The 24,448-nt window shown below is 70.8% G+C and carries 32 protein-coding genes; 17 read left to right on the forward strand and 15 right to left on the reverse strand.

The window, feature by feature from the left end; genetic code table 11:
* Positions 1 to 4: 4 nt before the first annotated feature.
* Complete coding sequence (locus ISP_RS02155) at positions 5 to 1,303, forward strand: DUF445 domain-containing protein (protein WP_013222356.1); 1,299 nt, start codon at positions 5 to 7, stop codon at positions 1,301 to 1,303.
* A gap of 213 nt (positions 1,304 to 1,516) precedes the next feature.
* On the opposite strand, the gene ISP_RS02160 is transcribed toward ISP_RS02155, so the two are convergent.
* Entirely contained in the window at positions 1,517 to 1,978 is a 462-nt protein-coding gene (locus ISP_RS02160) for a CGNR zinc finger domain-containing protein (RefSeq protein ID WP_013222357.1), read from the reverse strand.
* Positions 1,979 to 2,061: 83 nt separating this feature from the next.
* On the opposite strand from ISP_RS02160, the gene ISP_RS02165 reads away from it, so the two are divergent.
* Genes ISP_RS02165 through ISP_RS02175 form a run of 3 tightly spaced genes read left to right on the forward strand, consistent with a single transcriptional unit; the run spans position 2,062 to position 3,413 of the window.
* Entirely contained in the window at positions 2,062 to 2,430 is a 369-nt protein-coding gene (locus ISP_RS02165; RefSeq protein WP_013222358.1) for a VOC family protein, read from the forward strand.
* Positions 2,431 to 2,482: 52 nt separating this feature from the next.
* The gene (locus tag ISP_RS02170) at positions 2,483 to 2,800 is read left to right on the forward strand and encodes a TFIIB-type zinc ribbon-containing protein (RefSeq protein WP_013222359.1); all 318 of its coding nucleotides are present in this window, start codon (positions 2,483 to 2,485) and stop codon (positions 2,798 to 2,800) included.
* 1 nt (position 2,801) lies between these two features.
* A complete protein-coding gene (locus ISP_RS02175) occupies positions 2,802 to 3,413 on the forward strand; it encodes a nucleoside kinase (RefSeq protein ID WP_013222360.1) in 612 nt (203 codons plus the stop codon).
* Here the strand turns inward: ISP_RS02175 and ISP_RS02180 are convergent.
* Positions 3,410 to 4,591 carry a methyltransferase domain-containing protein gene (locus ISP_RS02180; RefSeq protein ID WP_013222361.1) on the reverse strand — a complete coding sequence of 394 codons (1,182 nt, stop codon included), beginning with the start codon at positions 4,589 to 4,591 and terminating at the stop codon, positions 3,410 to 3,412. The two genes, ISP_RS02175 and ISP_RS02180, sit on opposite strands and share 4 nt — an antisense overlap.
* A 147-nt stretch (positions 4,592 to 4,738) precedes the next feature.
* Between ISP_RS02180 and ISP_RS02185 the strand changes: the two genes are divergently transcribed.
* The 6 genes from ISP_RS02185 to ISP_RS02210 all read left to right on the forward strand — a co-directional run bounded on the left by ISP_RS02185 (position 4,739) and on the right by ISP_RS02210 (position 9,428).
* The gene (locus ISP_RS02185; protein ID WP_013222362.1) at positions 4,739 to 5,158 is read left to right on the forward strand and encodes a helix-turn-helix domain-containing protein; all 420 of its coding nucleotides are present in this window, start codon (positions 4,739 to 4,741) and stop codon (positions 5,156 to 5,158) included.
* Positions 5,155 to 5,844 (forward strand): membrane protein, encoded by a 690-nt coding sequence (locus ISP_RS02190; protein ID WP_013222363.1) that lies wholly within the window; start codon positions 5,155 to 5,157, stop codon positions 5,842 to 5,844. The genes ISP_RS02185 and ISP_RS02190 overlap by 4 nt, the downstream gene beginning before the upstream one ends.
* Positions 5,845 to 5,928: 84 nt before the next feature.
* Positions 5,929 to 6,222 carry a DUF2516 family protein gene (locus ISP_RS02195; RefSeq protein ID WP_013222364.1) on the forward strand — a complete coding sequence of 98 codons (294 nt, stop codon included), beginning with the start codon at positions 5,929 to 5,931 and terminating at the stop codon, positions 6,220 to 6,222.
* A 214-nt stretch (positions 6,223 to 6,436) separates the two neighbouring features.
* Positions 6,437 to 6,979 (forward strand): YbaK/EbsC family protein, encoded by a 543-nt coding sequence (locus ISP_RS02200; protein WP_013222365.1) that lies wholly within the window; start codon positions 6,437 to 6,439, stop codon positions 6,977 to 6,979.
* Positions 6,976 to 7,983, forward strand: a complete 1,008-nt coding sequence (locus ISP_RS02205) for an ornithine cyclodeaminase family protein (protein WP_013222366.1) — start codon at positions 6,976 to 6,978, stop codon at positions 7,981 to 7,983. Before ISP_RS02200 ends, ISP_RS02205 begins: the two co-directional genes overlap by 4 nt.
* On the forward strand, positions 7,980 to 9,428 hold the full coding sequence (locus ISP_RS02210; protein WP_013222367.1) for an aromatic amino acid lyase: 1,449 nt from the start codon (positions 7,980 to 7,982) through the stop codon (positions 9,426 to 9,428). Before ISP_RS02205 ends, ISP_RS02210 begins: the two co-directional genes overlap by 4 nt.
* Positions 9,429 to 9,947: 519 nt before the next feature.
* On the opposite strand, the gene ISP_RS02215 is transcribed toward ISP_RS02210, so the two are convergent.
* Positions 9,948 to 10,160: a hypothetical protein gene (locus ISP_RS02215; RefSeq protein WP_014466553.1), complete on the reverse strand. Its 213-nt coding sequence runs from the start codon at positions 10,158 to 10,160 to the stop codon at positions 9,948 to 9,950.
* Between the two features lie 36 nt (positions 10,161 to 10,196).
* Complete coding sequence (locus ISP_RS02220; RefSeq protein ID WP_013222368.1) at positions 10,197 to 10,391, reverse strand: hypothetical protein; 195 nt, start codon at positions 10,389 to 10,391, stop codon at positions 10,197 to 10,199.
* 61 nt (positions 10,392 to 10,452) lie between these two features.
* On the opposite strand from ISP_RS02220, the gene ISP_RS02225 reads away from it, so the two are divergent.
* Together ISP_RS02225 and ISP_RS02230 are read left to right on the forward strand one after the other, a co-directional pair.
* Positions 10,453 to 11,016 carry a cadmium resistance transporter gene (locus ISP_RS02225; protein WP_013222369.1) on the forward strand — a complete coding sequence of 188 codons (564 nt, stop codon included), beginning with the start codon at positions 10,453 to 10,455 and terminating at the stop codon, positions 11,014 to 11,016.
* Between the two features lie 135 nt (positions 11,017 to 11,151).
* Positions 11,152 to 11,844 carry a M15 family metallopeptidase gene (locus tag ISP_RS02230; protein WP_034285117.1) on the forward strand — a complete coding sequence of 231 codons (693 nt, stop codon included), beginning with the start codon at positions 11,152 to 11,154 and terminating at the stop codon, positions 11,842 to 11,844.
* Positions 11,845 to 12,027: 183 nt separating this feature from the next.
* Here the strand turns inward: ISP_RS02230 and ISP_RS02235 are convergent, their stop codons facing one another.
* Together ISP_RS02235 and ISP_RS02240 are read right to left on the reverse strand one after the other, a co-directional pair.
* The gene (locus ISP_RS02235; protein WP_013222371.1) at positions 12,028 to 12,738 is read right to left on the reverse strand and encodes an ABC transporter permease; all 711 of its coding nucleotides are present in this window, start codon (positions 12,736 to 12,738) and stop codon (positions 12,028 to 12,030) included.
* Complete coding sequence (locus ISP_RS02240) at positions 12,735 to 13,433, reverse strand: ABC transporter permease (protein WP_013222372.1); 699 nt, start codon at positions 13,431 to 13,433, stop codon at positions 12,735 to 12,737. Before ISP_RS02240 ends, ISP_RS02235 begins: the two co-directional genes overlap by 4 nt.
* A 139-nt stretch (positions 13,434 to 13,572) precedes the next feature.
* On the opposite strand from ISP_RS02240, the gene ISP_RS02245 reads away from it, so the two are divergent.
* Positions 13,573 to 14,493 carry an ABC transporter substrate-binding protein gene (locus ISP_RS02245; RefSeq protein WP_013222373.1) on the forward strand — a complete coding sequence of 307 codons (921 nt, stop codon included), beginning with the start codon at positions 13,573 to 13,575 and terminating at the stop codon, positions 14,491 to 14,493.
* A 1-nt stretch (position 14,494) separates the two neighbouring features.
* On the opposite strand, the gene ISP_RS02250 is transcribed toward ISP_RS02245, so the two are convergent.
* Positions 14,495 to 15,274 (reverse strand): class I SAM-dependent methyltransferase, encoded by a 780-nt coding sequence (locus tag ISP_RS02250; RefSeq protein WP_013222374.1) that lies wholly within the window; start codon positions 15,272 to 15,274, stop codon positions 14,495 to 14,497.
* A 29-nt stretch (positions 15,275 to 15,303) separates the two neighbouring features.
* Positions 15,304 to 15,774, reverse strand: a complete 471-nt coding sequence (locus tag ISP_RS02255; protein WP_013222375.1) for a MarR family transcriptional regulator — start codon at positions 15,772 to 15,774, stop codon at positions 15,304 to 15,306.
* Positions 15,775 to 15,887: 113 nt separating this feature from the next.
* Between ISP_RS02255 and ISP_RS02260 the strand changes: the two genes are divergently transcribed.
* Positions 15,888 to 16,322 (forward strand): SRPBCC family protein, encoded by a 435-nt coding sequence (locus tag ISP_RS02260; protein ID WP_013222376.1) that lies wholly within the window; start codon positions 15,888 to 15,890, stop codon positions 16,320 to 16,322.
* Positions 16,323 to 16,416: 94 nt separating this feature from the next.
* Entirely contained in the window at positions 16,417 to 17,424 is a 1,008-nt protein-coding gene (locus tag ISP_RS02265) for an NADP-dependent oxidoreductase (RefSeq protein WP_013222377.1), read from the forward strand.
* On the opposite strand, the gene ISP_RS02270 is transcribed toward ISP_RS02265, so the two are convergent.
* Positions 17,421 to 18,044 carry an HAD family hydrolase gene (locus tag ISP_RS02270; RefSeq protein ID WP_013222378.1) on the reverse strand — a complete coding sequence of 208 codons (624 nt, stop codon included), beginning with the start codon at positions 18,042 to 18,044 and terminating at the stop codon, positions 17,421 to 17,423. The genes ISP_RS02265 and ISP_RS02270 overlap by 4 nt on opposite strands.
* A gap of 32 nt (positions 18,045 to 18,076) precedes the next feature.
* Positions 18,077 to 18,676 carry a TetR/AcrR family transcriptional regulator gene (locus ISP_RS02275; protein ID WP_014466554.1) on the reverse strand — a complete coding sequence of 200 codons (600 nt, stop codon included), beginning with the start codon at positions 18,674 to 18,676 and terminating at the stop codon, positions 18,077 to 18,079.
* Between the two features lie 108 nt (positions 18,677 to 18,784).
* On the opposite strand from ISP_RS02275, the gene ISP_RS02280 reads away from it, so the two are divergent.
* Positions 18,785 to 19,834 carry an NAD(P)-dependent alcohol dehydrogenase gene (locus ISP_RS02280; RefSeq protein ID WP_013222380.1) on the forward strand — a complete coding sequence of 350 codons (1,050 nt, stop codon included), beginning with the start codon at positions 18,785 to 18,787 and terminating at the stop codon, positions 19,832 to 19,834.
* A gap of 20 nt (positions 19,835 to 19,854) precedes the next feature.
* Here the strand turns inward: ISP_RS02280 and purU are convergent, their stop codons facing one another.
* The 5 genes from purU to ISP_RS02305 form a co-directional block, all read right to left on the reverse strand.
* Positions 19,855 to 20,721 carry a formyltetrahydrofolate deformylase gene (gene purU / locus ISP_RS02285; RefSeq protein WP_013222381.1) on the reverse strand — a complete coding sequence of 289 codons (867 nt, stop codon included), beginning with the start codon at positions 20,719 to 20,721 and terminating at the stop codon, positions 19,855 to 19,857.
* A gap of 23 nt (positions 20,722 to 20,744) precedes the next feature.
* Entirely contained in the window at positions 20,745 to 21,362 is a 618-nt protein-coding gene (locus ISP_RS02290) for a maleylpyruvate isomerase family mycothiol-dependent enzyme (protein WP_071831404.1), read from the reverse strand.
* Entirely contained in the window at positions 21,259 to 21,960 is a 702-nt protein-coding gene (locus ISP_RS02295) for a DedA family protein (RefSeq protein ID WP_013222383.1), read from the reverse strand. The genes ISP_RS02290 and ISP_RS02295 overlap by 104 nt, the downstream gene beginning before the upstream one ends.
* 63 nt (positions 21,961 to 22,023) lie before the next feature.
* Positions 22,024 to 22,824 (reverse strand): hypothetical protein, encoded by an 801-nt coding sequence (locus ISP_RS02300; protein ID WP_013222384.1) that lies wholly within the window; start codon positions 22,822 to 22,824, stop codon positions 22,024 to 22,026.
* A complete protein-coding gene (locus ISP_RS02305; protein ID WP_013222385.1) occupies positions 22,803 to 23,309 on the reverse strand; it encodes a DUF2505 domain-containing protein in 507 nt (168 codons plus the stop codon). The genes ISP_RS02300 and ISP_RS02305 overlap by 22 nt, the downstream gene beginning before the upstream one ends.
* 24 nt (positions 23,310 to 23,333) lie before the next feature.
* Here ISP_RS02305 and ISP_RS02310 point away from each other — a divergent pair, with 24 nt between their 5' ends.
* On the forward strand, positions 23,334 to 24,389 hold the full coding sequence (locus tag ISP_RS02310) for a UDP-N-acetylmuramate dehydrogenase (protein WP_013222386.1): 1,056 nt from the start codon (positions 23,334 to 23,336) through the stop codon (positions 24,387 to 24,389).
* The last annotated feature ends 59 nt before the right edge of the window (positions 24,390 to 24,448 follow it).

The following is a 24,448-nucleotide window of genomic DNA, read 5'->3' on the forward strand; positions in this document are numbered from 1 at the left end:
CGATGTGGAGCAACTGACCCCCGCGAAGGTGACGCCCGCCGACCCACCGGGCGGCGCGGCCGGTGAAGAGGAAAAGCGGCGTGCGCTGCGCAAGATGAAGCTCGTCGCGCTGTCGTTCCTCCTCGGCGCGACGCTCGTGTTCCTGCTGACCAGCTGGGCCCAGTCGGCCGGCTGGCCGGGCTGGGTCGGGTACGTGCGGGCCGCGGCCGAGGCCGGCATGGTCGGCGCGCTGGCCGACTGGTTCGCCGTCACGGCGCTGTTCCGGCACCCGCTCGGGCTGAAGATCCCGCACACGGCGATCATCCCGAACAAGAAGGACGCGCTGGGCAACAGCCTCGGCGACTTCGTCGGCTCGAACTTCCTGTCCGAGGAGGTCGTGCGCGACAAGCTCAAGCGCGTCGAGATCGCCCGGCGCCTCGGCGCCTGGCTCGCCGAGCCGGACAACGCCGAGCGCGTGACGTCCGAGCTGGCCACGGTGGTCCGTGCGGCCGTGAAGGTGCTTCGCGACGAAGACGTCCAGGCGATCATGGAGCAGGCGGTCGCCCGCCGGATCATCGACAAGCCGTGGGGCCCGCCGCTGGGCAAGATCCTGCAGGGCGTGTTCGCCGACGGCGCGCACCACAAGCTCGTGGACCTGATGTGCGACCGCGGCTACGAGTGGGTGCGCGACAACCACACGACGATGCTGCGCGTGGTGTCGGACCGGGCGCCGAGCTGGTCGCCGAAGTTCGTCGACGAGATGCTGGCCGACAAGGTCTACGGCGAGGTGCTGTCCTTCGCCTGGGCGGTCAAGACCGACGTCAACCACCCGATGCGGCTGGCGCTGGACAAGTTCCTCGGCGAGTTCGCCCAGGACCTGCAGACCGACCCGGACGTGATGGCCCGCGCCGAGCAGGTCAAGGGCCAGCTCGTGCACCACGAAGAGGTGCAGCGGCTGATCGGCTCGGCGTGGAGCACGGCCAAGGAGATGCTGCTGACCGCGGCCGAGGACCCGTCGAGCGAGCTGCGCCGGCGCGTCCGGCTCGGGCTCACCTCGCTCGGGCAGCGGCTGAGCACCGACGACCAGCTGCGCGCGAAGGCCGACGGCTGGGTCGAGGGGGCCGCGGCGTACCTCGTGAAGAACTACTCACGGGAGATCACCACGATCATCACCGACACGGTCGAGCGATGGGACGCCGAGGAGACGTCCCGCAAGATCGAGCTCCAGGTGGGCCGCGACCTGCAGTTCATCCGGATCAACGGCACGGTGGTGGGCGCGCTCGCCGGGCTGGTCATCTATGCCGTCGCGGAGCTGCTGTTCTGAGGGCATGGACATATACCACACCTGGGGGAGCTTCAAACCAGTTGTCCACAGGAAGCTGAGTTATCCCCCGGGTTATCCACAGTTTTTCACGGTGATGGCCTAACGGCTGTCCACAACGTGTGGGGGCGGAGCGGTCCGGGGCGTGGATATGTGGTGATCCGTCCCCAAGTTGTCCACAACCGTTCGAGTGTCCGCCGCTCGGATGAGGGCTGCTCAGCCCGCGGCGGCGCGGGCGCGCCAGCCACGCGCCTTCTCGCGGTTGCCGCAGACGCGCATCGAGCACCACGTCCGCGAGCGGTTGCGCGACTCGTCGTAGAACGCCCACAGGCAGGTGTCGGCGGGGCAGATCTTCAGCCGGATCCAGTCGCCGCGCACGACCAGGCGCGTGCAGGCCGCGAACACCGCGCCCACGACGTCGTCCGCCACGAGCGTCGGCCCGTCGGCGGTGAGGGAGATCCGGGTGCCGACGTCGACGCGGCCCCCGGGCAGCCGTGGGTCGCCGATCGCCGCGCGCAGGGCGTCCCGCGCCGCACGGGCTTCGCCGGCCTGATTGGCTGCCAGCGCGTGCGCGGCCGCCCACTCGCGCCACTGCCCCGGGTCTTCGAGCAGGTCGGTGCCTTCTTCGACGTTGACCGTGTTGAGGAACTCCACCACGAGGGAGGCGTCGGTGTGCACTTGCCGAGTGTACGGCGGTTGCCTTCGGGTGAGCTAACCCACATAATCGCTTCACTGGTTACTCAGGATCGAAGGGAGCGACGATGAGTGCGGTACCGACCCTGGGCGTGGTGGCCCTCGACTGCCCCGACCCGGTGGCGCTGGCCGAGTTCTACCGCTCGGTGCTGGAGTGGGCGGCGCCCGAGGTGGCCGAGGACGGGCACTGGGTGACGCTGGCCAATCCCGCCGGCGGCGCGGGCCTCGCGTTCCAGCGGGTGCCCGACTACCGGCCCCCGGCGTGGCCGTCCGCGGAGAACCCGCAGCAGCTGCACCTGGACCTGAACGTCACGGACCTGGAAGCGGCGCACGAGCGCGTGCTCGGCCTGGGCGCGAAGCTGCTCGACGACACCCCGGAGACGTTCCGCGTCTACGCCGATCCGGTCGGGCACCCGTTCTGCCTCTGCGCCTGCTGACCCGTTTTTGCGTAGGCTCGGCGGTGTGATTTGTCCGAAGTGTCAGAACCAGATGCGGACCGTCGACAAGAACGGCATCCACATCGACCAGTGCGACGGCTGCCGCGGGATCTTCCTCGACCGCGGTGAGCTCGAGGCCATCGTCGGTGCGGAGAGCTCGTTCTACGGCCGGCAGCCGCCGCCGTACCAGGGCGGTCACGGCCGCCCCGACTCGCCGCGGCCCTACCGGGGCGGCTACCCGGACTCGCCGCGGCCGCACCGCGGGTACTCGGACTCGCCACGGCCGTACCGCGGCGGCCACCCGGACTCGCCGCGCCCGTACGGGCAGGGGCACCGCAAGCGCAGCTTCCTCGAGAACCTGTTCGACTGAAATGGGCCTCGACCTGCGGATCTGTCCGGCGTGTGGCGAGCTGGCCGAACAGCCGATCGTCGAGGGCGCCGTCATCACGTGCCCGAAGTGCGGGCACGAGCGGCCGTTCCGGAAACTGCCCCTGTTCGCGCTGACCGGCCCCAGCGGCGCCGGGAAGTCGACGATGGGGCCGCTGCTGGCCGCGCGGTTCGCCGGCGACGTCGTGCTGCTGGAGCAGGACATCCTCTGGATCGATGCCCTGCGCGGCGACGTCACGTCGTTCCGCTCGGTCTGGCTGCGGATGGCGGCGATGGTGCAGCAGAACGGCCGCCCGGTCGTGCTGTGCGGGACGGTGGCACCGCCGGAGTTCGAGGCCTTGCCGGAGCGCGCGTTCTTCAGCGACATCCACTACCTGGCGCTGGTCGGGTCGCCGGAGTCGCTGCGGGCCCGGCTGCGGGCGCGTCCGGCCTGGCGGGAGTGGGACGAGCCGCGGATCGAAGAGATGCTGGAGTTCAACGACTGGCTGCGGAACTCGGCGCCCGGACTCGGCGTCGACGTCTTCGACACCACGGACGTGTCCCGCGAGGCGACGGCCGACCACGTGGAGCAGTGGATCCGCGCGCGGCTGCCTTAGCTCGCCGCCCCCGGTGCGGGCGGCCGGTCGTTGTGCTCCAGCGGCCAGGTGCGGCCGTCCGGGGAGTCGAGCCAGAACTCCTGCCGGTCGCCGGTCACCGTCACCCCGAACCGGTCGCGGTCCGGCTTGCCCAGCTCGCACCACTCGACGAAGGCCGCCTCGGCGAGCTCCCACAGCGCCCGCGGGCCGCCCTGGGCGACCTCGTCGGCGCCGCCGCGCTTGCGGTGGCGGACCCACGAGCCGTCCGGGTGGACCAGCGCGACGCCCGGTGTTTCGTCGCCGCCTTCGCGCACCGGCCGGACGCCGGGCAGCGCCAGTCCCGCGAAGAACTCGAACTGCTTGCGGGGTTGCAGCACCGTCGACATGGGCAGCCGCGTCTGCTCCCAGTCGCCGCGCGAGGGCATCGACAGCGGGCCGGTCTCCGGCAGCCGGTGCGCGCGAAGCGGCATGAAGCGGCCGTCGCGCGCGAGGACACGGCCCTGCGCGTCGCCGTCCTCGCCGACGACGAGCCGGACCAGCCCGGCGCCGATCGGGCGGTTCAGCGTCGTGACGATCAGCCCGCCCGGCGCGGTCTGCGCCAGCCAGGCCGGCGGGATCGACGACACCGAAGCGGTGCACAGCACCCGGTCGAAGATCGTCCCGGCCGGGAAGCCGAGCGCGCCGTCGCCCACCGCGCAGGCCGGGTGGTAGCCCGCGGCGGCCAGCCGCTCGCGCGCCGCCGCGACGATCGCCGGATCGATGTCCACTGTGGACACCCGGCCGGCGCCGCAGCGGTGGCTCAGCAGCGCGGCGTTGTACCCGGTGCCGGTGCCGATCTCGAGGACGCACTGCCCGTCGCGCACCCGCAGCTCCTCGAGCATGATCGCCATGATCGAGGGCATGCTCGACGAGCTCGTCGGCGTGCCAGCCACCGGGCCGGTGCGCCGGGCGAGCTCCCAGCGGCCCGGGTCGTCGTCGAGCTGCGTCACCAGCACATCGCGGGAGTAGACCGTCTCCAGCCAGCCCGGGTCGCCGCGCTCGACCGCCGCCCACAACCCGCCCGCCGGCATGAAGAACCGCGGCAGGAAGACGTGGCGGGGGACCGCGCGGAAGGCGGCGATCCACTCCGGCGCGTGCAGGACGTCCTCGTCGAGGAGGTGCTCGACGAGGCGTCGCCGCAGCCGGGCCGAGCGCGTCATGGGACCACGGTAGCGGTGAGCACCACCACACCCGATAGTTGCAAGCAGAGTGCTTGCAATAGCTAGCACTCGCGCGTACCGTCGAAAGTGTCGCGAGGAGGTGACCGGATGGCAGAGACCGGTGGGACGTCAGGATCCGGCAGTCCCATGGAGAAGGTCGCGGACATCGCTTCCGACATCGGCGAGTACATCCGCCAGCAGCGCAACACCGCGAAGATCTCGTTGCGCCAGCTGTCGAAGCTCGCCGGCGTGTCCAACCCGTACCTGAGCCAGATCGAGCGCGGGGTGCGCAAGCCCAGCGCGGAGATCCTGCAGCAGATCGCCAAGGGCCTGCGCATTTCGGCGGAAGCGCTGTACGTGCAGGCCGGGATCCTCGACCTGCCGACGGGCGGGCCGGTGGGCGACGCGATCCGCGCCGACGCCGAGCTGACCGAACGACAGAAGCAGGTCCTGCTCGACGTCTACGAATCCTTCCGCCGGGAGAACGCCGCGGCACGGCCGGCCGCCTCTCCCGCCCCGGAAGCCCCAGACACCACACCAGCCGCGAAAACCGAGGAGTCAGCATGACCACCCCCAAGACCGAAGACGTCAAGAAGGCCGTCACCACCGCCCTCGACCAGGTCCGCACCCCGCTGCTCGCCGCGCTCGGCGCCGGCAACCTGGCCACCCACGCCGTCACCGACGCCGTGGCGAAGGCCAAGGAGAACGTGACCAAGAGCGGCGAGGTCGCCCGCAAGAACCTGCAGGAGCTGCCGACCGACGTCGAGAGCCTCCGCGAGAAGCTGGACCCGGCCGAACTGCGCAAGGTCATCGACGAGTACACCGAGGCCGCGCTCAAGCTGTACAACAAGCTGGCCGAGTCGGGCGAGCAGGCGTGGGACAAGATCGCCACGCAGCCGCAGGTCAAGAAGGCCATCGAGCAGCTCGAAGAGGCCCTCACCACCGCGCAGGGCCAGGCCGAGGTCGTCAGCACCGAGGTCCGCGAGCGCGTCGACGGCGTGCTGGCCAAGGTGACCAAGCGCACCCGTTCGGCCGGCGAGAAGACCGCCCGCAAGGTGAGCAAGGTCGCCGACGACGCGGCCGAGGCCGTCGAGGAGCTGGGTGACGACCTCGCCCACGAGACCCGTTCGGTCAGCCGCAAGGTCGCGAACAAGACGGCCCCGAAGACGGCCGCCCCGGCCCGCCGCACGACCACGACGACCACCACCAGCGCCGCCGTGAAGAAGCCGGCCGCGCCGAAGACCGACAAGTGACATTGCCGTGAACTCCCGGCCCCGCCACCGGACCCCCGGTGGCGGGGCCGGGGTCGTTCGGGTGGTTTGCCGTAAGCTGTCGCTGTGCTAGTCGCCATCTGGATCCTCAATGTCATCCACTGGGGCAGCGCGCTGGTCGGGCTCTTCGCCTTCGTGCACGCGCTGCTCCAGCGCGCCGACGCCTACTCCGCGGCCGACCGCAAGACCAAGCCCATCTGGATGCTGATCACCGGCGGCGCGACACTCGCCATGGTGCTGTTTCCGGTGATGGGCCCCGGGATGATCTTCTACGTGCCCGCCATGGCGGCGGCCCTGGTCTACATCGTGGACGTCCGCCCGAAGCTGATCGAAGTCCAGCGCGGCGGCTCCAGCTGGTGAACCACGCCCTGGCGCTTGTTGTGCCGGGTCTGCCTCTCCTTCTCTCGCCCGCTGGGTGAGCCTCCTCCCGCTTCCGTTCGCGGAGGTTGAACCTGCTTCTCGCTTGCGCCTGCTCCCCTCTCGCTCGCGTCTCCTCCCTCCCCGAGTCGTCTCCGGCCGGGTGTCCCCCTTCCTGCCCGCGCCCGCTCCGGCGGGGCGCTGTTTTAATGGGGTCGTGACCTGGACGATCGCCGGGAGCCTCACCGTCGTTCCCGCCCCCACGCGTACTGACCTGCTCGCCGAGCCCGTGGCCAAGGCCCTGGCCGCGCTCGCCGACCCGGACGCCGTCGGCGTCGCCGAGATCGACCCCGCGCTCGCCGACACCGCCGCCTTCTGCGAGACCTACGGCTCGCCGCTCGAGGCGTCCGCGAACTGCGTCGTCGTCGCCGGCAAGCGCGCGGGCGAAGTCCGCTTCGCGGCCGCGCTCGTGCTCGCGACCACCCGCGCCGACGTCAACGGCGTGATCAAGCGCCGCCTCGACGTCCGCAAGGCGTCGTTCGCGCCGATGGACGAAGCCGTGTCGCTGACCGGGATGGAGTACGGCGGCATCACGCCGGTGGGCTTGCCCGCCGACTGGCCGATCCTGCTCGACCGCCGCGTCGCCGACGCACCCGAGCTCGTCATCGGCAGCGGGATCCGCGGCAGCAAGCTGCTGATCTCCGGCGCCGCGCTGGCCGCCCTGCCCGGCGCGGAGATCATCGAGGACCTCGCCCGGTGACGTCCGTCTGGCTCCGGTACCTGACCGGTGCCGACATCGACGCGCTCGGCGTCACGGACGCCGACATCGTCGGCGCGGTCGAGGACGTGCTCGCCGACCACGGCCGCGGCCAGGTCGTCTTCGAGCCGCGCACGCACCTCGTGCCGGACAACGGCGGCAAGGGCCACTTCAACATCCTCCGCGGCCACCTGTCCGCGGAGCGGGTCAGCGGTGTGAAGGTCGTCGGTGACTTCGTGGGGAATTTCGAACGGGGCCTCCCTTCGGAAATGGCGTTGATCCTGTTGCTCGACCCGGACACCGGCATGCCGCGGGCGATCGTCGACGGCACGATGATCACCGAGGCCCGCACCGGCGCGATGACCGCCGTCGGCGCGAAGTACCTGGCGCGCCCGGATTCCCGGGTGCTCGGGCACATCGGCGCCCGCGGTACCGCCTGGTGGAACGTCGTGCTGCTGGACTCCTTGTTCGACTTCGCCGAGATCCGCGTGACCAGCAAGCGCCCGGAGTCGCGTGAAGACTTCGGCCGCCGGCTGTCCGAGCGGCTCGGCAAGGACGTCCGCGTCTGCGCCACGGCCGAGGAGACCCTGGACGGCGCGGACATCCAGGTCGAGGCCTCCCGGCTCGTCGAGCCCGAGGCGCTGGTGCGCCGCGAGTTCCTCCGGCCGGGCACCTTCCTGGTGCCCTACGGCACGATCAGCGCGCTCGAGCTCACGCTGCTCGACGACATCGACAAGGTCGTCGTCGACGACTGGCGCGAATCGCGGTCCGGCAACCCGCGGTTCGGCGCCCTGCGCCCGCAGCTCAACGCCGGCCTCCTCACCGCGGACAACGTCCACGCCGAGATCGGCGACATCGTGGCGGGCAGCAAACCCGGCCGCGAGCACGACGCCGAACGGATCCTGTTCTGGCACCGCGGACTGTCCACAACGGACGTTGCGGTGGCGAACATGATCCTCGCCCGTGCCGAGGCTTCCGGCGTCGGCACCATGCTGCCCTACCGATGATCGTCTCCGACAGCGAGTTCGCTGACAGTGAACGGTTGATTCTGGACAAACCGCTGGTAGAAGCCCTGAAGCGACGCCGGGCAGAGGTCTTGACGGCCCTTGCGGAGCCGGGAAACCCGGTCTACGGGGTCACCACGGGGATGGGCCGCCTCGCCGGTGTCGTCCTGGATCCGCGGCAGCAGGCCGAACACCAGCGCAACCTGCTGATCGGCCGGGCCGTCGGCGGGCCGCCGTGGCTGCCGCCCGAAGACGTCCGCGCGCTGCTCGTCGTTCGCCTGCGCGACTTCCTGCGGCCGTGGTCGGGGGTGAGCCCCGAGCTGGTGCAGTTCCTGGTGGATCGCCTGAACGACGGCTTCACGCCCGCAGTACCGCGCTTCGGGCTCGGCAGTTCGGGCGAGATCATCGCGCTCTCCCACGCGTTTCAGACGTTCCTCGGGCTCGGCACGGTTTTGGAGGACGGCGTCGAAGTGCCGGCCGCTGCGGCGCTCGCTGCGCGTGGTGCCGCGCCATATGTCCTTGGGCCGAAAGAAGGTGCTTCGCTGCTTCAGGGTTCTCCGCTGGCGGTGATGCACGCCGCGCGTGGCTGGACCGAAGCCCAGCAGCTCGTCGACCTGCAGACGCTCACCGCAGCGATGGCGATCGACGTGCTCGGCGCGCCGCGGGCGGTGTTCTCCCCGGTCTTGGCGGGCGGCGACGACCACCTGCGTGCGGTGCTGCACGAGCTGACCGAGCTGGTGGGCATCGGCCCGGTGCGGCCAGGTGTGGTGCAGGCCCCGCTTTCGGTGCGGGTCGCGCCGCGGGCGCTGGCGCACGCTTCCCGTGTCAACGGCGACTTGCACGAGACCCGGCGGCGCTGGGAAACGATGCCGGGCGATTCGCCTTCTTTCGTCGACGGATCTTTCGTTCCGGGTACCGGGTATCACGCGGTGGACCTGGGGTTGCGGATGGACGCGGTGACGGCGGCGCTGGTGCACCTCGGCGAGATTTCGGTGCAGCGGACGCACCGGTTGCTGGACGAGCGCTTCAGCGGGTTGCCGCCGCAGCTCACGGCCGATCCGGGCCCGCGGGCAGGCTTGGTCCCGCTGCACAAGCGGGCGGCCGGCGAACTGCACGCGCTGCGCCGGCTCGCGACACCGGCGACGCTCGGTTCGATCGACACATCGGCAGGCCAGGAGGACGTGCAAGCGTTTGCGTCGGCGGCCGGCGAGCAACTCCGCGCGGCGGCTTCGCACCTGTTCGCGATCACGGCGTGCGAGCTGATCACGGCTTCCCAGGCCCGGTACCTGGCGGGTGGGGAGGGCGTGCCGGGGCTTCGTGCGGGCTATGGGTGGGTGCGATCGGTGGTGCCGCCGCTGGACGAAGATCGCTCCCTGGGCCCGGAAGTCGAGCGTCTGGTCGCGGTTTGCCGAGCGGCCTTCTTCGACGATCTGGCGACGCTCACCTGACCCGCTGACCCGACCCGCCCGCGGGGGCGCCCCCCGTCTCGACACTATCGCGCGGCGCCGACGATTTTGGGACTCCGGCAAGGAAATCCACGGGGTTGTCCACAGGATTGCCCCGATGTGGACAACCGACCGCCGGCGACCGCCGAATCGGACATCCGGCGGGGGCGGGGCGCTACCTTCGTCGTTGTGCGCCCTCCGGGGACGCGGACCCCGGGAAAGGAGGGATACGACGGCGGGTCCGCGTGAAGGTGAGGGTGCGGGCATACGGGCGGAAGCCCAGATCGCGATACAGAGGGAGGGCACCTGCGGATTTCGGATGGTTGATCACGGGTACACGACGGCTTCGCGGGCGAGCCCCGTGCGACGGAACTCCGGCAAGGTTCCGACGGGCTCCAGCTCGCCGACGGCATTGCGTTCGTCGGGCCAGATCGGGCACTGGCGGCGAACCGGCCGTCGGGTGCTTCGACGACCCAGTCCGGTACGGCCGAGCGGCCATGACGGTCCGATAGCTCGGTTCGGTCACTCTCGACGGCTGCCGGGCAAGTCAACGAGGAGGCGAGACATATACGACTGGAAAACGGAACTCTCCTGAAGCGCGTAACCGCAACGCTCCAGCGCGGCGACGGCATGCTTCTCGGCGTCGAGCACGGTGACAGCGAGCTCGGCCGCGGTGGCGGTGTCCCCGAACCAGCCAAGCACCTCGGCCGCGAGTTCCGGGCGCGTCGGATCCACCAGCAGTGCAAGTTCACCGGGTAGCGAAATCCAGCCTCACGCGACGACTTCGCCGCCCGCTTCCCACAGCGCGGTCGGCCACCCGGCTTCCCGGCCGGCGTGCTGGAACCGCTGCCACGCGAGATCCCCGCCGTGCAGCGAACTCGCCTTCGACCAGATCCGCTGGGCCGGGCTCTGCATGGCCCGCAGGCCGGCCGGACCGGTGTAGCCGCGGCGCGTGACGGCGGGCATGGGCAGAATCCATCTGCGCCGCGCCGGCCTTCGCCAGGCGGTTTTACCGCGGAGGTGGGTGTTGGACGTCGGACTGCTCGGGCGCGCGGCCGCGATGTTCGCGGTGACGAACGTCGACGACCTGGTGCTGCTGGCGGTGTTCTTCGGCCAGGCGGCCGGACGCCGCGGCGAGCTCAAGGTCGTGGCGGGGCAGTTCTTGGGCTTCGCGGCGATCTTGGCGGTGTCGGTCGCGGGAGCGCTCGGCGCCGGCCTGCTCCGGCACGGCGCGGTCCGCTGGCTGGGTGTGCTGCCGGTGCTGCTGGGCATACGCGCGGCGTGGCAAGCGTGGCGTCAGGAAAACGACGAGCCACCACCGGCGGCCGGCGTGCTCGGCATGGCGACGGTGTGCGTCGCCAACGGAGGCGACAACGTCGGCGTGTACGTCCCGGCGTTCGCCGCGACCGGGCCCGCGGGCCTGGTGGGCTACGTGGCGGTGTTCCTGGCAGGCGTGGCGGTGTGGTGCGCCGCGGGCCGGTTGCTGGCGACCCGCCCGGGCGTCGCCCGGCTACTCGCCCGGTGGGGTCACGTGGCGCTGCCGGCAGTGCTGATCGCGCTCGGCGTGCTGATCCTGATCGGCGCGTTCTAGCGAGGGGGAGGGGGAGAGGACGAAGAGGATCCGAACCGGTGAGGCAGCTCACTCCGCTGTGGCGCTGAAGGTTGCGTCGCTGTGGCGTATCCGACGTCGACGCAGCCGATCGGCAGGGCGAGGCGTGTGGTGATCATGAATCTGAGAACCAGAGTTCTGGCCATCATCACGTTCACGTTCGCCGCGGTCGGGGCCGTGGCCGTGCCGGCTCCGGCGGCCACCACGGCGCAAACCGTGGAAGTCGCCGCTCCGGCCGGTAGCGGGCTCGCGCCCTACGTTGCCGTCATCAAACCGGTTACCGCGGAACGGCTCGGCAACAGCTGGCACGCAGGGTGCCCGGTCGGGCCTGATCAGCTGCGGCTGATCAACCTGGGCTTCCTCGGCTTCGACGGTGCCGTGCACCGAGGGGAACTGGTCGTCAACGCCGACCGCGCCACCGAAGTCGCCCGCACCTTCGCCGACCTGTACTTCGGCCGGTTCCCCATCGAGCGGATGGAGACCGTGGAGAAGTACAACTCCGACGACGACGCCTCGATGGCGGCGAACAACACCTCGGCGTTCAACTGCCGGGCGATCACCGGCGGGACCGCCTGGTCCAACCACTCCTACGGGCGGGCCATCGACATCAACACTGTGCAGAACCCTTACATCTCCGGCAGCGGCGCGGTCTACCCGCCCAACGGCGCGCCCTACGTCGACCGCACCCAGAACCTGCCCGGCATGATCCACGCCGGCGACGTCACCGAGCGGGCGTTCGTCTCCCGCGGCTGGACCTGGGGCGGCTCGTGGGACACCCCGATCGACTACCAGCACTTCGAGAAGCCCTGACCCGACCGGAAAACCACTGGGGTAGCACCGAAGCCCGCGGGCTGCGTCTGGGATGGGCCACGACGGTAACCGCAGCCACTGGGGATGATTGACAGACAGGCGCCCGGGATCGCCGCCGGATGGGGATGGTGGCGGTTCTGGGCGTCGGCCGGGCTGGCGATCTAGTCGCGGCGGGCCGGCGATCTAGTCGCGGCGGGCGTTCTGCAGCGCGAGGCCGCGCGGTGTTGCCACGCGGGTGATCAGCGCGAACGCTCCGTCGCACACGAGCGCCAGCAGCACCGCCGCCAGGCCGCCCGCGAAGATCGCTCCATAACCCTGGGCTCCGACCGCGAAGCCGTCGACTATGTAGCGGCCCAGGCCGCCGCCGTCGTTGACGATTGCTCCGATGGCCACCGTGGCGATCAGCTGGAGAAACGCCACCCGGGCGCCCGCCAGGATCACCGGGGACGCCAACGGCAGCTCGAGGCGCAGCATGATCTGCCACTCGCGGTAACCCGTTCCGCGGGCCGCGTCGATCGTCTCCTGCTCCAACGTCACGACACCCGCGTACGTGTTCGTGAACAACGGGGGCATCGCCAGCGCGACCAGCGCCAGGAGCAACGGCCAGAACGTCGTGTCCAGCTCCCAACGGCTCGCCAGGAACCAGAACAGGATGATCAGCCCGAAACTCGGGATCGCCCGGCCGATGTTCACCGCGCTGCTCGCGAGGAACGCGCCGCGGCGGTAGTGGGCCAGCCACAGCGCCGCCGGGATCGTCAGCACCGCCGCGATCGCCAGGGCGAGGAGGGAAAACCTGAGGTGTTCCAGGGTGCGGTACGGGACGCCGGCCTTGTCGGTCCAGCTCCAGCGGTTCGGGTCCGCGAGCCACGCGTTCAGCTGGTCGAGGAAGCTCATCGCGCCCGCACCTTCCGCGACCAGGGCGCCAGCACGCGCTCGCTGAGCCAGAGGACCAGGTCGACCACCACCGCCAGGACGACCGACAGGCCCACGCCGACGATGATCATCGTCGGGTTGGGGGTCGCCGTCTGGATGCCCGCGCGGATGAAGTAGCCCAGACCGCCGAGGCCGAGCATCGAGGTGACCGTCACCAGGCCGATCGTCGTCACCGCCGCGACCCGCAAGCCGGCGATCACCACCGGCAGGGCGAGGGGCAGCTCGATCTGCCAGAGCAGCTTGCCGCGCGTGTACCCCATCCCGACCGCGGCCTCGCGGACCTCGTTCGGCACCTGGTCGACGCCGGTGACGATGTTGCGGATCAGGATGAGCAGCGTGTACGTCGCGAGCGGGATCATCGCGGAAACGAACGTCAGCCCGAAGAACGGCACCAGAACCGCGAACGCGCCGAGGCTCGGGATCACGTACAGCGCGCCCGCCGTGCCGAGGATCACCGGGTACGACCAGCGGTAACGGAGGGAGACCACGGCGAGCCCGATCGAAACGACCAGGCCGATGCCGAGCGCGGCGCCGGTCAGGGAGATGTGCTCGACGAGGCGCTGGACGATGGCGTCGGCGTTGCGGTCCACCCACTTCCACTGGAAGATCGGGGGCCCGCTGTCGGCGGCCAGCGGCGTCACCGTGTTCACGTGCACCGGCCGACCCTACCCCGATCGGGCCCAAATATTCCGCGGAGTGAGAATTTCGGGGGCTTTCTCCCACGATGTGGATTCTTGTCGGAGGTCCGGGCTAGGGTCCCTTGCGTCTGTTCGAGTGACGAAGGAGTGGGGATTCGTGCGCTGGTTCCGTAACGCGTCCGTGGTGGCGGCGGCCCTCGCGGCAACGCTCGGTTTGGCCGCCTGTGGCGGCAGCGACAGCGGTGACAAGCCCGCCGCGCAGGGCAAGGGCGGGGCGCCGATCGTCGTCGCGTCCTTCAACTTCACCGACAGCCAGATCCTCGCCGAGATCTACGCGCAGGCGCTGGAGGCCAAGGGCTACCCGGTGACGCGCAAGCTGAACCTCGGGTCGCGGGAGCTGATCTACCCGTCGCTGAAGTCCGGTGAGCTGCAGTTCATCCCGGAGTACCAGGGCGCGGCGATCACCACCGGCTTCGGCAAGGAGGCAGGCAAGACCGCGCAGGAAGAGCACGAGCAGCTGGCGAAGCTGTTCGAGCCCAGCGGCATCGGGCTGCTGAACTTCGCGGCCGCCGAGGACAAGAACACCTACATCATCAAGTCCGACCTGGCCAAGGAAAAGGGCATTGCGTCCATCAGCGACCTGAAGAAGCTCGACAAAGTCGTCATGGCCGGCCCGCCGGAGTGCGAGAAGCGCCTTCCGTGCTTCAAGGGCTTCACGGACGTCTACAAGCTGACCAACATCACCTTCCAGACGATCCAGGAAGCCGGGCCGCGCGTCGAGCAGCTCAAGTCCGGGGCCGTCACGGTCATCCCGGTCGACTCGGTCAGCCCGCTGACCGGTGACTCGAAGTACACCGTGCTCAAGGACGACCTCAACATCGTGCCGACCGAGAACGTCGTGCCCGCGGTGACCAAGAAGGTGCTCGACGAGCGCGGCGCCGACTTCGCCAACGCCGTGAACGCCGTCAGCGGGAAGCTGACGACCGACGTCATGCGGGACCTGAACAAGCGCGTCGACTCCGACGGCGAACGAGCCGCAGACGTCGCGAAGGACTGGCTGGGCCAGGCCGGGCTCTGAGCTACGCGATCCCGCTGACGACCCACGCCCGGGCCGTCAGCGGGATCGAGCCGTCCGGATCCATCGGCAGGCGGCTGCGCAGCAGCTCGCGGATCCGGTCGCGGTGCGCCGGCGGGAGCGTGGCCAGGTAGGTCGGCGCCGGGCCCTGCGCGCCGAGGAACGGCTGCCAGTAGTCGTCGAAGTCCGCGAACACCGTCGGGATCCTGATCTCCCCGACTGATACCGCCGTGAAGCCCGCGTCCGTCCACAACCGGCCCAGCGGCTCCGGGCGGCACAGTGTGAAGCGGCGGCCCTCGTCCAGCTCGGCGACCGCCTCCGGGTCGAGCTCGCCGGCCGCGTCCCAGAACCGGCGGATCAGCTCCATGCCCTCGGCGAGGTCCCACAGGTAGGTGGCGGCCAGGCCGCCCGGTGCGGTCACCCGCGCGATTTCCGCCGCCGCGCGGTCCGGGTCGGGGACGAAGTTCAGGACCAGGCCCGACACGACCACGTCGAACCGGGCGTCCGGGAACGGCAGTGAGCGGGCGTCGGCGAGGGTGAACGTCGCCCGCGGATCGGTCACGCTCGCGCGGGCCGTCTTCAGGAATCCCTCGGACGGGTCGGCGCCGACGACTTCCGCGGGGTCGGCGGCCGCCAGCACCGCCGACGTCAGCGCGCCGGTGCCGCAGCCGACGTCGAGCCAGCGCCGGCTCGCCGGGGCGCCGAGCTGCCGCACGAACGTCGCCGCGATCCGGCGGCTCCACCGTCCGATGTAGGCCTCGTAAGCGTCGCCGGACTGCCACATGGCCCCGAGTACAGCACGGAAACCGCTGCTCAGCCGCCGGACAGGGCCCCGGTCGCGTCGTGGCCCGCCGACGTCGTGCGGCGCAGGAACCCGGCGATCAGCGCCAGCTCGTCCTCGGTGTAGCCCGCGCAGAGCTCGTCCATCGCGGTGTTCATCCCCGCGTAGAGCCGGAACAGCTCGGCGTTGCGGCCGCGGACCGCGCGGACGGCGACCGAGCGCCGGTCGGCTGCCTCGGGGTCGCGTTCGCGGACGATCCAGCCGCCCTTCTGCAGCCGGTCGAGGATGCCGGTCATCGTCGCCGGGTGCAGGCCGGCCCGGCGGGCCAGCGCGCTCGGGCTGAGCGGGCCGTGCCGGGCGATCAGCTCCAGGCAGTCGAGGTCGACGTCCTTGAGCGCCAGCTGGGCGCTGACCTGGTGGTTCAGCAGCGAAAGCTGGTTGCGCAGCTCCCGCAGCGCGTCCTTCACCGCCGCCGTGGACCGGCGGCGCGCTCCCGCACTCATATGACCCTCGTATCAGTCGGCTGAGGAGCAGCCTAACCGCCGAGGGCGCCCGTCGCGGGTGCGACGGGCGGTGGAATCGTGGACCCTGATCTGTACGCCGGAAGAGGAGTGAAATGGGAAAGGTCACGGCCACCGCGGAGCGCACCATCGACGCCCCGGCCGACAAGGTCCGCGCGCTCGTCGCCGACTACGCCGAGACGCGGCCGAAGCTGCTCACCGAGCACTACCGCGACTACCAGGTCACCGAAGGCGGGGTCGGCGCGGGCACCAAGGCGGCCTGGAAGCTGCAGGCGACGTCCAAGCGCGTGCGCGACGTCAAGGCGACGGTCACCGAGCCGCGGCCGGGGACGCTGGTCGAGACCGACGCGAACTCCAGCATGGTCACCACGTGGACGGTCGCCGAAGCGGGTGACCGCAGTGTGGTGAAGATCGAGACCACGTGGGACGGTGCGGGCGGGATCGGCGGCTTCTTCGAGAAGACGTTCGCGCCCGGCGGGCTCAAGAAGATCTACGACGGCGTGCTCGAGAAGCTCGCGGAGATCGTGTAGCTCGTCACAATCGGAATCTGCGCCCCGGTTAGCTGGTTGCATCGGGTGGAATCCGGGGCGTCTGCCCCGCTTCGAGATTTGAGGAGTTCGAACGGTGACCACAGCGACCGAAATCCGGCTGGCTTCGCGTCCGGAAGGTGTTCCGACGCAGGACAACTTCGAGATCGTCGACACCGAGGTGCCGTCGGTGGGCGACGGCCAGATCCTGGTCCGCAACCTGATCATGAGCGTCGACCCGGCGATGCGCGGCCGCATGAAGGACGTCAAGTCCTACGCGCCGCCGTTCCAGGTCGGCGAGGTCATGTCGGGCGGCGCGGTCGGCGAGGTCGTCGAGTCCCGTGTGGACGACGTCAAGCCGGGTGACCACGTGCTGCACCAGGCCGGCTGGCGCACCCACGCCGTGCTCGACGCGGGCCGGTACGTCAAGGTCGACGGCGCCGCGGCGCCGCTGTCGACGTACCTCGGCGTGCTCGGCATGCCGGGCCTGACCGCGTACGCGGGCCTGCTGGAGTCGGCCGAGTTCAAGCCGGGCGACACGGTGTTCGTCTCGGGTGCGGCCGGCGCGGTCGGCTCGCTGGTCGGGCAGCTCGCGAAGCTGAAGGGCGCCAAGCGCGTCATCGGCTCGGCGGGTTCGGCGGAGAAGGTCCGGCACCTGATCGACGACCTCGGCTTCGACGCCGCCTTCAACTACAAGGACGGCCCGGTCGCCGAGCAGCTGCACAAGGCGGCGCCGGAGGGGATCGACGTCTACTTCGACAACGTCGGCGGCGAGCACCTCGAAGCCGCGATCGACGCGATCACCGTGCACGGCCGGATCGCCGTCTGCGGGATGATCTCCACGTACAACGCGACCGAGCCGACGCCGGCGCCGCGCAACCTCGCGCAGGTCATCGCCAAGCGGCTCACCATCCGCGGCCTGCTGGTGATCGACCACTGGCACCTGCAGCAGCAGTTCGTCACCGAGGTCGCACCGTTGGTCAACTCCGGCGAGATCAAGTACTCGGAGACCTTCGTCGACGGCATCCGCAACGCGCCGGAGGCGTTCCTCGGCCTGCTGTCGGGCGCCAACACCGGCAAGATGCTGGTCCGGATCGCGGACTAGAGGAGCTCGGCCAGCTCCGGCAGGGTCGACGCGGTGTAGGTGGGCGCGGGCGAGCCGGGCAGCGGGTGGACACCGGGACGGGTGAGCAACGCCGTCTCGAGCCCCGCCGCCTGGGCGCCCGCGATGTCCCAGCCGTGCGCGGCGATCATGACCGCCCGCTCCCCGGGGTAAGCGGCCGTGACCTGCCGGTAGGGCTCCGGCGCGGGCTTGAGCCTGCCGACCTGCTCGGCCGAGAAGATCCGGTCGAGCAGCGGGGCCAGCCCGGCGTTCAGCAGCTGCGCCTCGGCGGTGGCGAGCGGCGAATTCGTGAGGGCGACGACGGTGTGGCCCTGTTCGCGCAGTTTCACCAGGCCGGGTTCGACGTCCGGGTGGGCGGGGAGGCTGCGCAATCCGTCGCCGATCGCCTGGAGGTCGATCTCCCGGCCGTGCCGGGCGGCGACCTCGATCGCCGCGTCGCCGGCGATGCCCGCGAAGTCCCGGTAGCCGCCGGTCGCCGTCACGGTCAGAACCGTGTGGATCGCCAGGCCGAACCACTCGCGCCGCAGCTCGGGGCCGCCGATGGTGGCGTCCAGCGCGGCGAGGTCCAGCAAGGTCTCGTTGACGTCGAGGACGCACAGCATGCGATCAGTATCGCGCCTTCGTGCGGTGCGCTCTAGTGACGACCGCCGGCCGTCCGGCCCGCGATCACGATCCGCGCCGCCTCGATGGACTTCTGCTCCACCAGGTCCACCGAATAGCCGTGCTTCACGAAGACGCCGTCGAGCTGGAACGTGCCGTAGCCGTGGGCCTGGGTGAACAGCTGCTCCATCAGCTCGAGGGCCGTTGCCGGGTCCGGGGCGACGGCCAGGCAGCGCATCAGGAACTCGTCGGTCAGCCGGCGGGTCTGCTCGTGCAGGCCGACGTGCTCCGGACTGTGCAAGCCGTCCGCGTAGATGACGTTCATCCCCGCGCGCCGCTCGATCAGGTACCGCGTGTAGGCGCCCGCGGCCGCGGCCAGGGCGTCCGCCGGGTCGTCGTGCTTCTCGGCCGCCGCGGCGACGCGGTCGGCCAGCTGGCAGGCGATGTGGCAGGCGACCTCGGCCAAGAGCGTCTCGCGGTCGGCGAAGTGCCGATACGGCGCGCCGGGGCTCACCTTCGCCCTTCGCGCGACCTCGGCGACCGAGAAGCCCGCCAGTCCCTGCTCCGCGATCAGGTCGAGCGAGACGCGCACGAGCTCCCCGCGGAGGTCGCCGTGGTGGTACTTGCCGCCCATGAGCCGGATCACATCTCTCGCTCGAGATACGGAAATAAGTAAGACCCCTCTTACGTAGAATGTAAGAGACCTCTTACGAACCAACGGTACTTGACCTTGGAGGGTTCCATGAGCACCACCACGCACGCCATCGCCGTTCCGGCGCCGGGCGCGCCGCTGGCGCCGACCACGATCGAGCGCCGTGACCTGCGCCCCGACGACGTGCTGATCGACATCGCCTACGCCGGCATCTGCCACAGCGACCTCCACCAGGCGAAGGAGGACTGGGGCCAGGCGATCTTCCCGATGGTCCCGGGCCACGAGATCGCCGGCGTGGTCGCCGCGGTCGGCTCCGACGTCACGAAGTACCAGGTCGGCGACCGCGTCGGCGTCGGCTGCATGGTCGACTCCTGCGGCGAGTGCGAATACTGCCTGGCCGGCACCGAGCAGTTCTGCCTCAAGGGCAACATCCAGACCTACAACGGTGTCGGCTTCGACGGCGAGAACACCTACGGCGGCTACAGCAACCAGATCGTCGTGAAGGACGCCTTCGTCCTCCGCATCCCGGAGGGCATCGAACTCGACGTCGCCGCACCGCTGCTCTGCGCGGGCATCACCACCTACTCGCCGCTGCACCACTGGGGCGCCGGCCCCGGCAAGAAGGTCGCCGTGATCGGCCTCGGCGGGCTCGGCCACATGGCCGTCAAGATCGCCGCCGCGATGGGCGCCGAGGTGACCGTGCTCAGCCAGAGCCTCAAGAAGCGGGAGGACGGCCTCAAGCTCGGCGCGAAGGACTACTACGCGACCGGCGACGAGTCCACGTTCGACGTCCTGCGCGGCAAGTTCGACCTCATCCTCAACACCGTGTCGGCCAAGCTGCCGGTGGACGCCTACCTCGGCCTGCTGCGGGTCGGTGGCGCGATGGTGAACGTCGGCGCGCCCGGCGAGCCGCTGTCCTACCACGCCTTCTCGCTGATCGGCGCCAACCGGGTGCTGGCCGGCTCGATGATCGGCGGCATCCCCGAGACCCAGCAGATGCTGGACTTCTGCGCGGAGCACGGCATCGGCGCGGAGATCGAGACGATCTCGGCCGACAAGGTCAACGAGGCCTACGAGCGCATCGAGAACTCCGACGTGCGCTACCGGTTCGTCATCGACGCCAAGACGATCGGCGCGTGACACCGGGCACGGCAACCGCGTCAGAACACCACGGTGCGGTTGCCGTGCACCAGCACGCGGTTCTCCAGGTGCCACCGGAGGCCGCGCGCCAGCGTCACTTTTTCGATGTCGCGGCCCTTGCGGACCATGTCCTCGACCGAGTCGCCGTGGTCGACGCGGATGACGTCCTGCTCGATGATCGGGCCCGCGTCGAGGTCCGCCGTCACGTAGTGGCAGGTCGCGCCGACCAGCTTCACACCGCGCGTGTGGGCCTGGTGGTACGGCTTCGCGCCGATGAACGACGGCAGGAAGCTGTGGTGGATGTTGATCGCCCGCCCGGCCCACTCGCGGCAGAGGTCGGCGGGCAGGATCTGCATGAACCGGGCCAGCACCACCGCGTGCGGGTCGTGCTCGCCGACCAGCTTGCGCACCTGCGCGAACGCCCCGGCCTTGTCGCCCGGCGGGAACGGCACGTGGTGGAACGGGATGCCGTGCGCGCGGGTGATGTCGGCCAGTGAGTCGTGGTTGCCGATCACCGCGGCGACGTCGACGTCGAGTTCCCCGGAGGCGACGCGGCCGAGCAGGTCGTACAGGCAGTGCCCGGCCTTGGAGACGAGGATCACCGCGCGCCGCCGCTCGCCGGTGTCGCTGACCTGCCAGCTCGACTCGGCGGACAGTTCCGCGGCGACCTCGCCGAAGCGGGCGCGCAGCTCGGCGGCGTCGAAGGGCAGCGAGTCGGCCCGGACCACCTGGCGGGTGAAGAACCAGCCCGTGTCCGGGTCGGTGTGGTAGGCCGCCTCGACGATCCAGCCGCCGTGCTCGGCGAGGAACCCGGAGATCCGGGCGATGATGCCGGTGCGGTCGGGGCAGCCGAAGGTGATGACGTAGCGGCGTTCGGGAGCGGTCACCCCGGCATTCTCCCTGGCGCTGGTCAGGGCGCCGCGAGCGGTGCGAGGTCCCCCGTGACGGACGCCCGGTGCGGACGGCCCCACAGCGCCCGGTAGACGTCGTCGGCGGCGCCGGACACTTCCGCGCCGGGCTCGCCGAGGGACCACGTGCGCTCCGGTGTCGTGACGCGGACATCGGCCTTCCGGCCCAGGCGCGGGCAGAGGTAGGTCAGGAACTCGTCGATCCCGTCGTTCGCGAAGGCGGGGGAGAAGCGGGTCCGCGGGCCGTCTTCGAGGGCCGATTCGGCGTCGAGGCGGTGGATCGCCGTCTCGTGCGCCATCCGCCGCGTCCAGTCGCCGACCGTCACGGAAAAGCCCGGGTACGGCGAGAAAGCCGGGGCTTCCGGGTCGCGGCCGAGTGCTTCGCGCAGAGCCAGGCGCTGCCCGTCCCACCACCCGAGCACGTCTTCCCAGTCTTCCGGTGGCGCCGGCTTCACAGGCCGGTTCACCGCCAGGCCGACAGCGAACCCGTGCACGAACGCGAGGTGCGTCACCAGGTCATGGACAGTCCACTTCGGACAGTTCGGCACCCGGGCCGACGGTCCGGCCGCCAGCGCCGCCCGCTTGAGCCCGTCGGCGTGGACGTCGATCGCTTCGAGCATGCGCCGACCGTAGCCGCCGGCCGGTCTCGATGGCGAAGACCAGGCCCAGGCCCAGTCCGAAGGACAACAGCAGGCCCTTCGCCGGCTCGTCGGCGAAAGCGGCTCCGCCCGCGAGGCCGATCAGGACGCTGTACGCCGCCCAGATCGCCGCTCCGGCCAGGTCGAGCGGCACGAACCGGCGCAGCGGGTAGCCGAGGCTGCCGTTGGCCAGCGCGCTGGCCACGCGCCCGCCGGGCAGGTAGCGGGCGGCGATGATCAGCAGGCCGCCGTGGTGGCGCACCTGGTCACGGGCCCATTCGTAGCGATGGCGTCCCTCGGGGCCGCGCTGCAGCCGCGCGATGGCCTGCGGCCCGGCCGCCCGGCCGACGACGTACCCCAGGCAGTCGCCCGCCCACGCGCCGATGGCCGCGACGGCGGCGAGCAGCGTCAGGTGCGCGGGATCGGGGCCGAACAGGACGGCGACGGTGACGACCGTGGTCTCGCTGGGCATGAAGGGCAGCAGCGCGTCCAACCCGGACACCGCGAAGACGAGCACCCACAGCCACGGCGAGCCGAGCGCATCGCGCAGCAGCTCGGTGACCTGGCCCAGGAGTTCCACGGCTCAATGGTGATCACCGAAGGTCACCTGTGGGTGACGGAGCGGGGGTGCCTCGATGAACGTTCAGCCCGGGGCGACGGCGGCCCAGGGAACCGTCAGTTCACCCAGCCGGATCCGGGACGGCGGCCCCAGCACCGGCCGGCCCCGCGCGGCCAGCAGCCGGACCGTCTCCAGCCAGCGCGAGCGCACCCCGAACGCCTGGTGCGGTGCCGCCGTCGCCCAGCAGGCGTCCAGCTCGGACAACAGCGAGTGGACGCGCTCACCGGGCACGTTCCGGTGGATCAGCGCCTTCGGCAGCCGCTCGGCGATCATCGACGGCTTTTCCAGTCCGGCCAGCCGCATCGACAACGTCAGCGAAACCGGCCCGGCCCGGGAGACCAGGACCCACGTCGACAGCCGTCCGATCTCGTCGCAGGTGCCCTCGACCAAGAGGCCTTCGGCGGGCATCGAGCCGAGCATCAGGTCCCACGCGCCCGCGACCTCGTCCTCGGCGTACTGCCTCAGCACGTTGAACGCCCGCACCAGCACCGGCCGCGTCCCGGCGAGCTCGAAGCCGCCGCGGCGGAACTCCAGCAGGGGCGGCGATGCCGCGGGCTGCGCGGCGGCCACCCGCACCGGATCCAGCTCCAGGCCCAGCACCCGGACGTCCGGGCGGACGCGGCGCAGCCACCGCGCCAGCTCGACCGTCGTCACCGGGGAAGCGCCGTACCCGAGGTCGACGACCAGGGGTGCCTCGGCCGAGCGCAGCAGCCGGGAAGTAGCCGGCGCGGACGCGATCCACCGGTCGACCCGGCGCAGGCGGTTCGGGTTGGTCGTGCCGCGCGTCGGCGCGCCGACCGGCGTCAGTTTGCTTCGGTGAGCCACTTCGCCGTGAATTCGGCTTCGCGCTCCAGCAGTTTCGTGACCTGCTCGGCGATCACGCTCTCCAGCTTCCCGCCGAACAGCGGGATCCGGACCGTCACCTCGCCGCTGATCCGCAGGACCGTCTTGTCACCGTTGGCCAGCAACGCCGTCCGGGCGCTGATATCACCCGGAACGCCGCCGACCTCGACGGTTGCGTTGCCCTGCCGCCCGGTGCCGTCGTTGCTCACCCGCCACGTCTGCGTGCGGGTCACCAGCAGGTCGCCCTTGTGCAGCGTCCGCACCGCCTGCGGCAGCTTGTCCGCGCTGATCCCCTGCCGCAGCTCGTACCGCAGGTCCGAACCGGAGACCTCGTAGGACAGGAGCGCCGCGCTGTGGCCACCGAGCTCCTCCAGGCGCGCCCGCAGCGCCTCTTCGCCGGCGACGGCCGCGTACGTGGACGCGACGTCGGCGGCGAACTCGGCACGGTGCTCGATCCGGGATCCCATGAGCCGGACAGTACCGTCAGACGCGTGAACTCCGCTCGAACTCCCGCTCTCCCGAAGCTCGCCGCGTACACCACGCTGCGTCTCGGCGGCCCGGCCCGTCAGTTCGTCAGCGCCGTGACCAGCGAAGATCTCATCGCGGCGGTCCGCGAGGCGGACGCGGCGGGCGAGCCGGTGCTGCTGCTCGGCGGCGGCTCCAACCTGGTGGTCGGCGACGCGGGGTTCGACGGCACGCTCGTCGAGGTGGCGAACACCGGCTGGCGCCGCGACGGCGATCGCGTAGAGGTCCAAGCCGGCCAGAACTGGGACGCGTTCGTCGCCGCGCTGGTCGAGGCCGGGCTGGGTGGGCTCGAATGCCTTTCCGGCATCCCCGGCAGCGTCGGCGCGACACCGATCCAGAACGTCGGCGCGTACGGCTGCGAGGTCGCCGAGTCGATCGTCTCGGTGGAGCTGTACGACCGCGGGACGCGCGAAGTGCGCACGCTCAAGGCCGGCGAACTCGGCTTCGCCTACCGCACCAGCGTCCTCAAGGGCACCGACACCGGGGTCGTCCTCTCGGTCCGCTTCGAGGTCCGCGAAGACGGCCTTTCCGCGCCCATCCGCTACGCCGAGCTGGCGCGCACCCTCGGCGTCGAGATCGGCGCCCGCGTCCCGGCCGCCGAAGCCCGCGAAGCCGTCCTCGAGCTGCGTCGCGGCAAAGGCATGGTGCTCGACCCGGACGACCACGACACGTGGAGCGCCGGCTCGTTCTTCACCAACCCGATCGTGCCGAGCGCCGAGGCCGAAGCGGTGCTCGAGCGGATCACGGCGGTCGTCGGCGCCGAAACGCCGCAGTACCCGGCCGACGGTGGCGTCAAGCTGTCCGCGGCCTGGCTGATCGAGCGCGCCGGCTTCGGCAAGGGGTACCCCGGTCCGGGGAACCGGGTTTCGCTGTCGACGAAGCACACCCTGGCGCTGACCAACCGCGGCGACGCGACGACGGAGGACCTGCTGGCCCTGGCCCGCGAGGTCCGCGACGGCGTTTTCGAGCGCTTCGGCGTCCGGCTGCACCCCGAACCGCTGCTGATCAACTGCGTGATTTGAGCCAAACCGGGCAACCCGTACGTGTGTAGGACGTCTTTGTCGACAAAGGCAACGCCGCC

The organism is Amycolatopsis mediterranei, from assembly GCF_026017845.1.
GTDB classification, from domain to species: Bacteria; Actinomycetota; Actinomycetes; order Mycobacteriales; family Pseudonocardiaceae; genus Amycolatopsis; species Amycolatopsis mediterranei.